We start from the raw sequence: 13,612 nt of genomic DNA, 5'->3' as shown, positions 1-13,612 counted from the left end.
GCTTTACAATTAAAACTTCGCTGGTGCCCCCGCCAGTCACTTCCCGTCTTTCGGATCAGAAAGTGAAAAAGGAAGATCTCCCCTAGAAAGCCCCCTGTTCTTCTCCGGACTTCCCGCCATCTCTAAGTTTAGCACTCCTCCATTCACGATATCCGAATGGGTAAGATAATTTCTGGTATAAGCCTTGCCGTTTAATGCTGCACTTTTTATATAAAAATTGGAAACAGAATTACCTGAGGCATTTATGATAAACTTCTTTCCATTTTCCATTGTAATGGTGGCCTTTTTGAAAAGAGGGCTTCCAAGCACATATTGGTCTGTACCCGGACAAACACTGTAAAAACCCAGCGCGCTCAGGACATACCAGGATGACATCTGCCCCTGGTCCTCGTCGCCAGGATAACCGTTTTCAGTAGCATTATAAAGTTTCTTCATCACCTGCCGCGCATAATATTGAGACTTCCAGGGCTGTCCGGCGTAATTATACAGGTAAATCATGTGCTGAATGGGCTGATTCCCATGAGCATATTGTCCCATGCCAGCGTTCACCATTTCGGTCATCTCGTGAATCATATTCCCATAAGCTCCAACATTCACTTTACTTCCCACCCAAAAAACAGAGTCCAGCTTATCCGTAAAATTCTGATTGCCCCCCATTAAATTGATTAGTCCTTGTATGTCATGAAAAACAGACCAGTGCCAATGCCAGGCATTTCCTTCGGTATAAGGGCCGCCCCACGAGAAGGGGTCAAAATTATCCAGCCATTCGCCGCTGGCTTTTCTTGCGCGCATAAACCGGGTGGAAGGATCATAAACGTTCCGGTAGTTATACATCTGTTTTCCCATCCGGTCTTCATAAAACTTGTGCCCCGTTATTTTAGCCAGGGTATATCCGCAAAAATCATCGTAGGCATACTCAAGCGTTTGCGACAGTGCCCCTTCTGAGCCAGGGTAAGCTACAAAGCCTAACTGGTAGTAATCTTTCCAACCCTGCCTTCCGTTAGCTCCTCCCCAGGGCCCCTTATTATTCGCTTCATGAAAATAGGCATCTAATGCCTGCTTCGGATTGAAAGAACGGATTCCCTTTACCCAGGCATCCGTCAGGAGAGAAATCGCATGATTCCCCAGCATCCCTCCGGTCTCGCCCGGAAATGACCAGGCCGGAAGCCAGCCGCATTGCTTCTGCGCATCCAGCAAAGCCTGCATATACCGGCCCTGATAAGTGGGGTGCAAAATATTATTCAGCGGAAATTGTCCGCGGAATGTATCCCAAAAGCCGTTGTCGGTATACATATAACCGGAATGAATTTTCCCGTCGTAGGGACTATAGTAGTATGAATTCCCGTCTTTGTCATATTCAAAGAACATCCTCGAGAAAAGATTCGCACGGAACAAACAGGAATAGAATGTCTTCAGATCATCCTCTGTCCCTCCTTCTACAAGTACCCGGCTGAATAAGCGATTCCAGGCAGCTGCAGCGGCATCACGGGTTTGCTCCAGCCGCCTGAATTTACCCAGCTCATTTTTCAAAGTGCGTTCCGCCTGTTGTCCGTCGATATAGGAGGAAGCAACTTTAGCCTGCACCGTAGCTCCCTCTGCAAATTCGAGGTAAACTCCCGCACCCTTGCCTGAAAGGCTTGCGCGGCCTGCTTCCGTTTTATTACTTACATTATCCCAGGTACCATAACTTTTAAAGGGTTTATCAAACTCTATCACAAAGAAATTCTTAAAATTCTCCGGGATAAAACGGCCATTATTTACCCAGCCCACAATCTTTCTCTCAGCAGGCAGGATAGTCACCTGACTTTCTCTTGTGTATCCATCCAATACCACATAGGCCCTTTCACGCTTAGGAAAAGAGAATCGCAGATGCGCTCCTCTTTCTGTAGCAGAGATTTCGGTGCTTATCTTATTGTCAAAAGTGACCTTGTAGTAATGGGGCTTTGCAATCTCGTTAGCATGACGAAAAGAACTTGCCCGTTCTTCTTCCGCCACTCTCAGTTCGCCTTTTACCGGCATCAAAGAAAACACGGCATAATCTCCCACCCAGGGACTGCAGGCGTGCGCCTGCTGAAACCCTCTGATTGTCTCTTGCTTATACGAATACTTCCATCCGTCGCCGTTTTTACCGGTCTGCGCCGACCACGTGTGCATACCAAAAGGCAAAGCAATTGTCGGGTAAGTATTACCGGCACTAAGACTATAATCCGAATTAGTACCCTGTAGGGTATTGACATAGCTAACGAGATTATTCTGAGCCTTAACACTTTGCTGAATAATTAAAAACACAAGAATGAGCTTTCTCATATATCAGGTCTCTGCTGCATACATACAATAAGCGGCTCTACCGGGATGCAGCCGTTGTAATTTCAATGGTATGCTTCTTTGGTTTGTTGATCCGGTAAATTTCGTCTACCAGGGCATCCATTTGGCTTTGAAGCACTTTTCCCGAGCTTCGCACCGCTTGCCAGTCACCTTTCTTTCCGTTCAACCAGCCGTTTTCAGGTGAATGTTTTTCAATGGTGTCCCGGGCAGCATCAGAATGGTCAAACAGCATGTTTTTATCCTGCAGGAAGTTATAGTTTACCCAGAAATAATTCCTGAACTTTGCTTCAATTTCACGTCTTTGATTGCTCAGCTTAAGTACCTGCAGCGATTGCTGATACTGAGGAGTAGTTTTTAACAATGCCAGGTTTATTCCCGCAGCAAGCTCTTCCGCAGAAAACCCGGCAATCTGATTCTGATCTATTTTCAATGTATACCTTCCCGCCGGAAGACCCCTGATGACCAATCTCTCATTATTGAGTTCCTGATTGAAAGGAATTATTTTCAATGCTTCGCTTTGGACTTCCGGGTTCATCCACACCCGGGGGAGAGTATCTATGGGGAAGGGCAGGGAATTGGCTAAATAATCAAAGCGGATTCCATTCTTAGTTTTCACAATGTTATTGCTTTTTGCGTTAACTGAATGGATGACCTTTCCTTTGTTATAGTCGACATTTACATCGGCAATACAGGAATTCGTTAGTCCCTGACTTTTGAGAAAAATATAAGCCATTATCAGATGTCCTGCGCTGCTCGGATGGATACGATCATTTCCACAAGCAGTATAAGCCGGATTTTTCTTCTGCTCGCGTAAATTGATTTCTGTCATCGGGTAAAAGAAGTCAACATACCCCCACTGGTTATCAATAGCCGACTTTTTCTGAAATTCGATAATCTTCTCCATCGTTTTCCATTTCCCTTTAAACGCATTATTGTTAGGTATTTGAACATTTTCATCGTAAGGCGACGAAGCCATGATGATCTTTTTTACACCCTTCAGCTCCTGCAGTTTCTTTTCTATCCTGAGATAACTGTCGCGGGAAGTCTTTACAAAACTATTCACATCCGGATTAGGAGAGTTATACTCGAAATATTTACTGTCGTTCATACCGAACGTTACCGCCAGTACAGTTGGTTTTTGGGCAAGAATATCTCCATCAAGCCGCTTGTAGATCTGTTCTGCGACGTCTCCGCCCACGCCTGCGTTTAACACCTGTATTTTCCTGTCCGGAAAATGGGTCATATAATATAACCAGATGTTTGCTCCGTATAAACCCGCTTCAGTAATGCTGTTTCCGGCAAGAACAACCCGGTCTCCTGATTTAAAGGGCTGAGGTTTAGGCTGAGCAAAGGACAGTTGGAAAAACAGGCAGGCCAGGCCTGCCAATAAAAAATGAAGTTTCATATACTTTTCGGGATTCTGTAATTTCTTTATCATTATCACTTATGCATACTATTGAGGAAAAATCAGGGAGGCCGGTACGCGTAATCCTTTAACCCTGTAGTAATAAGGATCCATTCCTCCATTCTCACACCAACTTAAATCGCACCCTGTTACATTCAGACAGTAAGTAAGTAATAATTCATCATGACCATTATCAAACTCAGGATGAATAGCTGGAGTGTAGTACCTTGCAAAGCTTCCTTTAAAAAACTCGACAATATTATACACCTTTTTTGGTGTAGTAAACGGACCGGTTGGGCTGTCCGAATAAGACATGTAGATCTCCCTGACGGAATTGTCGCAGAAGAAGCCCTGGGTCATATTCATCATTACATATTTTCCTTTCCAGTAAGAAACACTAACAGTAGCCATTCCCGGACTTATCCTTGCCTCTGTCGCATTTGTAGGTGTATTCGCCCACTTTGATCCGTCCCAAAAGGTCCAGCTCATCGGGTTGTTCTGAGGAAACCTTGCTACAAAAACATTGGTAGTGGTTATACCTGTACCACTGGTACCAAAAGAATAGACATAACCGTCATTGCTTTTAACCATCCCCGCAGCGTAACTGACAGCAACCTGGTTGCTCATACCAGCAGGAGTCATACGTACCGCGCTCCATTGATTTCCTGCCACTTCGTTAAGCTTATACAATGATTGATTGGTGGCATTTAAGTCATTTCCTTCTCCACACTGTACCCAAACATCGTTGCCGATCTGAACTCCGAGACCTGGCCATGACCAGCTGGTTCCCGGCTGATTGTTGAAGACCTGTTTAGGACGATTGTGAGCACTGTTGGCGATGGTCATGTTCGGTGTATGAGCTGGGTCCCAGTCTGTTTTTGAGGGCTGAATCATCACCGAGTTGTTGTAACTAAAGAAATGGTTACAATCAAATACATTTCCGGCCCTTAGCGAAATACCATCCCAGGCGTCCTGCGTAATCCATAATACCCTTCCATCGCTTAAAGGAATACTGGTTCCCTGGTCAAAAGCAACCGATCCCTGACTGGCGGAATTCCGTTCGAAAAAAGTGACTGCTTTATCATCCCGGTACGACTCTTCCGCAATGGGATTTAAATTCCACTGCTGCTTGTTGTCTGTACTGGCCGTCTCCTGTACTACTTTGGGGTTACTGCCTACTGAGGCAACATAGGAAACAGCCATTCCATTGCCTTTATTGATAAAAGAATACGCACCTTGTACCGGTTTTTCCCTGATCTCCCATAACTGATCGCTTCCCAATACGCCCTTTTCCGAAAGCTGCACCAGTTCGGCGCCGCTGGCATTCCCGGGAGAAGTCAGCAGCTTTCCGCTATGCAGGTTCATAATCTCATAGTATCTTATGTTATTTTCTGTCAGCTTATAAATGAGTTTCCATTTCTGCCAGATATCGGGCACACCCTCAGCGGAAGCCTGAAACAAATCTATCTTCTGATTATTTCTGTATTTTTCAGTGAATTTAATATCACCGGCTACCTGAAGATATTTTGTAGCAGCTGCATTTTTAATGGTATAGGAAGCGTAATCTACTGCGGCAGGATCAAACACCTGGAACACGACTTCCCAGGCTTCCACCTGCCCGCTTTCGGCTGTAACCGTATAGATGATCGTTTTTGTTGCCGAGACATCCACTACCTCTCCCGATTTCGGAGCAATAGTCGCCTTATCGGAAATGGTTATAAGCGGAGTCACAGCTTTCAGGTTAACTGCTTTCCCAACCGTTACCACCACTTTATTTTTACCGCCACTCCGTGAGATAACGGCATCCCCTATTTGCCCCTCTGCCAGTTTAAACTGTTTGATCATCCTTCCCGGCAGCGGGGGCATGACGTAGTCTTCGTTGCATGCCCATGTCAGGACCAGGCATGATATTAACAGAAATACAATTTTTTTCATACTACATTTAATAAATGACCATCACACTATAAGCCTATCTGAAACCCTAAGTTAATTACCCGTTGATTCAGGTAGGTATCTCCGGCTGTATTAGACTCCACCTCCGGGTCCTGCTGATATTTTGAATAGTTAGTCCAGGTAAGCAGATTATATCCGCTGAGGTAAATCCGCGCATTGCTTATTCCAAAAGGCAGTGCTTTATCGGGCACCTGGTACCCCAAATCAAGGGTTTTCAACCGAAGATATTTTGCATCTATCAGCCAAAAGTCAGACAGGTACGCCGCAGGACTGTTTATGGAGGTCGGATTCGTCGTCAGACGGGGAAACTGGGCATGCTGGCTGTTTTCAGGCGTCCACCTCTGCTGGTGAATAGGCTGAAACTGGCTTTGAAAGGGCTCAATTCCCGTTCCTTTTACCACAAAACTGTACCCGGCTGTACCTTGTAAAAGAATATTGATACTAAAACCTTTATATCTCCCTCCAAGGGTCAGACCGTAAGAAGTACTCGGTAAATTAGGTTTCCCAATGGCAGTTTTATCATTCTCATCAATCACTCCATCTTCGTTAAAATCTTTATACTTCAGGTTTCCGTTGTCGTCAAAACCGATGAAAGTATATCCGAAAGGCTGCTTAATTGAATGACCGGTCTGTCTCAGCCATGGATAAGCAGGAGAAGGCTCATCCATGTACAATATCTTATTTTTGAAGTAAGAGAACACCGCTGAAATATTATAACTAAAGTTTCCCGCATTACTGCGATAACCCAGTTCTCCATCGAAACCTCTGTTGCGCACCCGGGCAATATTCTCAGGCGATGCTCCAACTCCGATATTCAAAGGGAGGGAAGAGGGCGTTATTAACTGGCGATAACGCAGGTTATTAAAATAGTCGATAGTCAGGTTTAACTTGCTGGCGAATAAATTGGCGTCGAGGCCCAGATCAAACTCTTTCTGCTTTTCCCAGGTAACGTCGGGGTTACCCAACGGGCCTTCAATAATTGAATTGTCAGGAGTATTGGTTTCGCCAAAAGAAATACCGGGCTGAAGTAAATAAACCTGATCATACAGGTAGCGATTACCATCCACTTTATCCGACCCTACAACACCGTAAGAAGCCCTTACTTTAAGCAAATCAACAAATTCAAGCGCTTTTTTCTTAAAAAAATTCTCTTTCGAGATACTGTATCCTACTGATACTGCCGGAAATAATCCAAAGCGGTTATTCGTGTTAAAACGATCCGATCCATTATATGCGGCACTGAAATCGACAATGTACTTCTGTTTATAGTCGTAAATTGCCTTGAACGTTGAACCCTGAAAATTCTGGGGTATCCAGTTATTCGCATTCACAAACAGATCCTTTTCCTTATAGGACTCCCGGTTGTACAACAACATCCCGTGCACATTATGCAACCCGAAACTCCGGTCGTAATTAAAATACGCCTGGATATTGACACGGCTGTTAAATAAGCCCTGTTCTGCACTCAAAAGGTAGTTTCCCGAAGTATACGTAGGCCCGTTCAGCGTATAAGTATCACTGTCAGGATCATATAAATACGATGGAGGGAGATCCCTTCTCTGCAACCGTGCATTCGACTCGACGCTGGCATAAGCAACCCTTCCTATGAATGACAATCCTTTAGTCACCGCATCCAGCTTCTGCGTTCCTCCGAAAAGCACATTCAAATCGTTCCTCCTCTCAAGTTTATAGCCCTGTGTCGCCAGCCGGGCGTTAATAGTAGGGAGGAGGCCTTTCGTATCGCTGGCATAGGCATAACTGCCATTGGGATTTAAGAAAGGGGCAGAATAAGGATGAATCCGGGTGAAATCATATACCTCGCCAACTATGTTGCCGGCATAGGGACTATTGATCCTGTTAAACCTTCCGCTGACATCAAATCGTAAATTCAGTGTTTTAGAAGCCTGTACATCCAGGTTCGATCTGAAATTAAACCTCCTGTAGTAATAATTCGGGTTAACCTGGTTCTCTGCATCCTGAAAAGTCTTCACATTCCCATTCTGTTTAAAGCCTCCCCCCGAAATAAAATATTTAACTGCCTCTCCGCCTCCCGAGATATCAATATTACTGTTATACTGCATAGAGCTGGGCTTGAATATTTCCTTATACCAGTTTATGTCGGGATGACCGTATGGATCGTCGCCTGTTCTGAAATGTTCAAGGTCCTCATTGCTGAACTGAGGTGTAAGGCCATCATTCGTTAAGGCCTCATTCACTAACAGGGCAGATTCATAACTATTTAAAAAAGTTGGCTTTTTAACCGGTGCCTGGAGTCCGGATTCTACCCTGACATTGATCTTCGGCGCTCCTGCACTTCCTCTGCGTGTCGTAACGATCAGCACTCCATTCGCGCCCTTAATACCGTAAATAGCAGTTGTAGAGGCATCTTTCAATATCGAGATGCTTTCTATTTCATTGACATTGATCTGAGAAAGTTGTTCATACGAATACTCAATATCATCTACTATAATTAAAGGCTGGTTCCCGGCAGAATTTAAAGAACTTACACCGCGGATAAAAAAGTCAGAAGCGTCCCGCCCGGGCTGTCCTGAACGCTGCTGCGCGATAAAACCCGGAAGCTTGCCCTGCAACGCATTCTGAACATTGGAAGTGGGCACTTCTCTTATCTCAGCCCCTTTTATTGCACTTACTGAACCAGTAGTAGTAATTCTTTTTGCCTTCCCAAAACCCACTACCACCACCTCTTCCAGGCTTCGGTTACCCGCTTGTAGTATAACTTCCAGCTTTTGCCCATCGTGAACCTTCAACTCCTGACTCTGGAAGCCGATACTTGAGAATACGAGCACATTCGCCTGTCCCTTCAGAACCAGGGTGAATTTTCCATTCACATCGGTACTTGTGCCGCTTCGCTCAACACCTTTCTCCTTTATACTCACTCCCGGCAGCGGCCCGCTGGCATCTTTCACTATCCCCGAAACCCTGGTCTGGGCGAAGGAGATCATGGGGCTCATCAAAAAGATGAACAGAATCGTATATAAATATTTTTTCATCTGAGAATTAGATTTAAATTGGAAATTCTACCATCCCGGGTTTTGCACCATATTTTGATTTTTAGCTACTTCCGAATATGGTATCGGAGCGAAATACATTTGCGGCGCCTTAAACTTCATCTGCAGTACCGGGTTATCCTGGTAACTAAGAGTACCGGAGCCCAGCTTATAGATCAATTTTCCGTGCAGCTCTTTATTAAACTCTGTTTCGGCGATCTTCCACCGGCGCACATCCCAGTAACGGTGTTCTTCAAATGCTAACTCTACCCTCCTCTCATTCCGGATGACAGTCCTCATCTGATCTTTACTCAAACCGGGAGTAAGAGTGAAAGGATCTAAACCAGCCCGCTTTCTGATAGCTTCCACAGCGTTGTAGACGTCTGCATCCGGCGCATTCAGATACTCATTTCTTGCTTCAGCAAAATTCAGAAGCACCTCAGCGTAGCGAAACAGGATGTGATCATGAGAAATATTACTGTATTGAGCAGAGCTGGTATAATTGCCCATAAATTTCCGCGAGTAATACGAGGTACGGGTCTGTTGCCGGATCCCGCCTGGTTTATCTGCTCCGCCTTCATAGGTCTGCGCAGGTCGCCCTAACCAGGGAGCACCATTATACAGAATCGTTGCATAAAATCTCGGATCTCTGTTTTCGTAGGGCGAATTCAGGTCGTATCCCGAGCCCGCTTCTGTAATGGACTTTCCATTAGCCATTCCAAAAGCATTCACCAATTCCTGAGTCGGGCTAGTCCTGCCGTTATTGATCGATGAGGTATATCCGATCGGTCCGTTACTGTTTTCAACAGACTGATCGTTGCCTCCCTGCCTGGCAAAAATCCGTTCAGGGCTCATCTGATTGAGAAAGGCATTCCCGAAAGACGGGTCGAGGCTTAAAACATTCTGATCGATCAGCTCCCGGGCGGCGTTTGCAGCTCTTTGCCAGCGTTCCGCATTATAAGAGCTATAGCCCGTATACTGGTTACCGGCATCTATATTGCCACCATTATAAAGAGGACTTGCAGCATACAGCAATACACGGGCTTTCAATGCAATTGCGGCGGCCCTGGTCGGCCTTTCTATATTATTAGCGTCAATCGGATTGGTCCTTAAACTATCCTTCATCGCATCACATTCACTAACGATAAACTCCACACAGTCGCTGAACGATCCCCTCGGTATATTGACATCATCCGCCAGTGAAAGCACCTTGTCACCCAATAAAGGCACTCCTCCGTACCGCTTCAGTAATTCGAAATAATACAATGCCCTGAGGAATTTAGACTCTGCTTTCCAAACGCGGTTAAATGGAGTACCGTTACTTAACTTACCTTTAAGAGGAACACGGTCTATGTTGGAAATAAAAATATTAGTTTGTCTGATACCAGCATAAAAATTAGGCCATTGATTATCGGGATAACTGCTGGAAGTATAAGCACCTGTTGCTAATTGAAAAACAGAAGTATTGCTGGTATTCGATGAAACAGCGTCATCTGTAGCAGCGTCCAGGTAATCTCCCCCCACTCTGTTGTGGATCCCCGGAAGGTGCAGATAAGAATCATATAAAAATCGGTTCGCATTTGTCCCGGCAGAATCTCTCGGGTCAAATATAACGTCTAAAGTCTGCTGTTCGATCGGCACTGTTTCCAGGTCTCTCTGACAGGAGGTGCACCATGATATAATGCATGGCAGAAACAATACTTTATAGTACTTCTTCATCAGAATAATGAGCTTTTTTGATATCACTAAAGTGCCCCTGCAATTGCCGGCTATAACTCTCCTTGAAATAAGATCACGTGAATTTTTCATTGGATTATTTTTATGAACACTTAAAGTTTAATATTAACGCCAGCATTGATCGTTCTCTGAATAGGGTAAGCTGCGTTGCTGTACACTTCTGGGTCGAGGCGCTCGTAAGCCGTCTCAGTAAACAGATTCTGAGCATTGGCGAAGACCCTCAATCCAGCAACCCTTAACCTCCTGGTTATACGATAGGGCAAAGTATAGCCTACATCAATATTCCTGATCCTGAAATACTCACCTGAATGCGTCCAAAAGCTTGAGTTGTTTAAAAATGGAGTGTTATTGGCATTAAACCCTACTGTTAGTCTCGGGTAAGTAGCCGTTGCACCAGTAGCCGGAGTCCATCTGCCCAGCATGTAACTGTACCCCTGATCTTTCCCTTCATTTCCGAATGAGTAATCCGTTTGCTGATACGTTCTGTTTCTGACACCCTGTACCAATACACTGAAGTCAAATCCGGCTACGTTGAACCCTAGGGTAGCTCCGTAATTTATTTGAGGTTTTGTATTTCCCAGAGCGGTCTGGTCAAATTGATCGATGACACCGTCGTCGTTCAGATCCACTAACTTAACATCCCCGGGATAGACAACCGTTCCGGCAAGCAAGGGTGCCCTGTTCGCTTCTTCCTGCGTTTGAATGAGGCCATCAGCGAGGTAACCGAATGTTTGTCCTACAGGCATTCCGGTTCTCCTGTTCCAGGCATAACGCTGCTGCAGCTCGTCCATATACAACACCCTGGTACGCAGGCGCGAAGCATTGGCAGTGATAAAATAATTGAATTTATTAATGGAATTTTTATACGTAAGAGTCAATTCCTGGCCTGTATAAAGGTTTTTTCCTACATTTTCATTCGGGTAAGCCAGCCCGATTATTTCAGTAGTGGAACCTCTTTGCTGCAGCAGATCATAGTAGGTATCCCGGAAGTAATCGGCATTCAGTGTGAAATACTTTAGCGCCTGAAGATCCATGCCAATGTTCAGTTTATGTGCTTTTTCCCAGGTTGCATGAACATTCGCCATGTTCCTCTCGATTAATCCATATATGGGTGAATAATTAGTAGATGTTGGATAACTGTTTGTACCGTCCTGGCCAAAAGCTCCGCGCCATGAGAAATAACCAAGGCTATTTTCATTGCTGTTTCCTGTCTTACCAAAAGTCCCCCGAAGCTTAAACTGCTCTATCCAGCTAAGATTGTCCTTAAAAAAGTTCTCCTGGGCAATATCCCAGCCCAATCCCGCTGCATAAAAAACACCGTACTGGTGACCCGGCTCGAACCGGTCGAAGCCAGCATAATTTACAGCAGCCTCTGCAAAGTATTTATGGCTATAGCTATAATTAACAGTCGCCGCTATATTGGTGTATTTTCCGGGGAGATCATACTGGTACGTTGAAGATTGCTGATCTGCAAAAAGCATCGCACTTCCCGAATGTCCCTCCGTGCTAAAATTATAACCCAGCGCTCCCTGTACATAAAATTGCTGAGCGGTAGAGGTAGCGTTCATAGAATTTGGCTGATCAGAAATAGAACCAAACCTTGTATACGAAGGGTTGCCGCCTGCATCCAGCGAAACATCATACACCGGCTGAACGAAAGCCCTGTTGACCACAGTCGAAGACAGGGAGGAAAAGTTCACTTTCGCCCTGGCAAACAACCCGGGAAGCCAATGATCGAATTTATAATGTAAATCAAGGTTGGCCATCAGGTCGCGGCCATTATCAAGGAGATACCCCGATCCCATAGCCTGCTGGTAAAGATTTGCTATATAGTCGGAAGAGCCCCCATAAGAACCGTTTTGATTAAAAATGGGATAAGCATTGTTGGGAGTCCTGTATAGCCTGTTTAGAATTTCCGTTACCCCTGCACCCGGCTGCCTGCCTTCCTGAATACGGCCGAAAACCTGCAGTCCGATAGTAAAATCCCGGGAGACATCTACATCTATATTAGAATTAAGGAGATAGCGGTTCTGCTCAAGATTGGTTTTATAATCAAACTGATCCGCCGATTTGAACATTCCCTGCTGATTCATATAGCTGAGAGCAAGAGCATACCTGGCATTTTTCAAACCGCCGTTTACATTCAGACTATATTTACTGATAGGACTGTTATCCTTCAGAATAGTATTATACCAGTTAACATCGGGGTAAATATATGGCGATGATCCATTCCGGTAAGCTTCAAAAGCTTCCGCTGAATAAGCAGCAGGTAAATTGCTGTTCAGTAAAGCTTCATTATATAAGTAGGCATATTGATGAGCATTAAGCGGCTCAGGTGTTTTAAGTGCTTTTTGAAAGCCGGTCTGGGCCGTAAATGATATTCTTGGAGGGCCTGCGATGCCTTTTTTGGTAATAACCTGTAGTACTCCCCTTGAGCTCTTCTGACCTAACAATAAGGTAGAAAGAGCATCCTTAAGCACCGTAACAGACTCTATTTGTTCCGGATCTATCGAATAGATGTCGCGTTGAACCCCATCTATAATGGTAACAGGCGCCTGCCCCCTCAGACTGAAATTTATCTCAGAATTATCGCTTATGCCGGAAGCATATCTTGTGGCTTCATTGGGAAGCGTCCCGGCCAGATCATTTACAGTAATAGAGGTAGTACGGGCGCTCCTGAATCCGCTCACTTCCTGCGTGTAAAAGCCGGCAAGACGACCGGTAAGAGCATTCAGGTATAGCGGAGTTGGCGTACTCGTTAATTGTTTATTATAGATCGAAGTTACCGCGCCGGTAAGTTCATTCGTGTTTCGTACATTATATAGTACCTGGACTTTATCAGGCGTCTTCAGGTAACTCTCGTCCATTCTCACCAGGACCGGAACATCCCGTTTGAATCGTAATTTCCTGGCAATATAATCCGGATGCTCCACGATGATCGTCTCATCCTCCCCCGATTCATTTATTTCGAACGAGCCCGAATTATCGGTAACTACAGATGTCTTTCCTTCAGAAAATTTAACAATGGCGTTAACCAGCGGCTTACCGAATTCATCCAGCACCGTACCCTTTATGACATGCTTTGCGCGCAGGTCCTGACCAGATAACCCGGTGGGAACGGACTGTGCTTGGGCGACATATACATGACACAAAAGCAATAGCATCCCACATATGCACTTTTTTA

At 45.0% G+C, this 13,612-nt stretch carries 6 protein-coding genes; all 6 read right to left on the bottom strand.

What is annotated here, in order from left to right:
• Positions 1-36: 36 nt before the first annotated feature.
• The 6 genes from DDR33_RS07580 to DDR33_RS07555 are packed head-to-tail and all read right to left on the bottom strand — an operon-like array spanning position 37 to position 13,592.
• On the bottom strand, positions 37-2,307 hold the full coding sequence (locus DDR33_RS07580) for a GH92 family glycosyl hydrolase (protein ID WP_109415173.1): 2,271 nt from the start codon (positions 2,305-2,307) through the stop codon (positions 37-39).
• A gap of 37 nt (positions 2,308-2,344) precedes the next feature.
• Positions 2,345-3,763, bottom strand: coding sequence for an SGNH/GDSL hydrolase family protein (locus tag DDR33_RS07575; RefSeq protein ID WP_109415172.1), 1,419 nt, complete (start codon positions 3,761-3,763; stop codon positions 2,345-2,347).
• A gap of 15 nt (positions 3,764-3,778) precedes the next feature.
• On the bottom strand, positions 3,779-5,665 hold the full coding sequence (locus DDR33_RS07570; protein WP_109415171.1) for an RICIN domain-containing protein: 1,887 nt from the start codon (positions 5,663-5,665) through the stop codon (positions 3,779-3,781).
• A 26-nt stretch (positions 5,666-5,691) separates the two neighbouring features.
• A complete protein-coding gene (locus DDR33_RS07565; RefSeq protein WP_109415170.1) occupies positions 5,692-8,694 on the bottom strand; it encodes a SusC/RagA family TonB-linked outer membrane protein in 3,003 nt (1,000 codons plus the stop codon).
• A 27-nt stretch (positions 8,695-8,721) separates the two neighbouring features.
• Entirely contained in the window at positions 8,722-10,500 is a 1,779-nt protein-coding gene (locus tag DDR33_RS07560; protein ID WP_238387709.1) for a RagB/SusD family nutrient uptake outer membrane protein, read from the bottom strand.
• 20 nt (positions 10,501-10,520) lie between these two features.
• Positions 10,521-13,592: a SusC/RagA family TonB-linked outer membrane protein gene (locus DDR33_RS07555; RefSeq protein WP_238387708.1), complete on the bottom strand. Its 3,072-nt coding sequence runs from the start codon at positions 13,590-13,592 to the stop codon at positions 10,521-10,523.
• Positions 13,593-13,612 lie beyond the last annotated feature (20 nt).

Origin of the sequence: Pararcticibacter amylolyticus, from assembly GCF_003130405.1 — a bacterium.
Lineage (GTDB): Bacteria > Bacteroidota > Bacteroidia > Sphingobacteriales > Sphingobacteriaceae > Arcticibacter > Arcticibacter amylolyticus.
The sequence above is the reverse complement of the archived record's forward strand: the minus strand, read 5'-3'. Positions and strand labels throughout refer to the sequence as shown.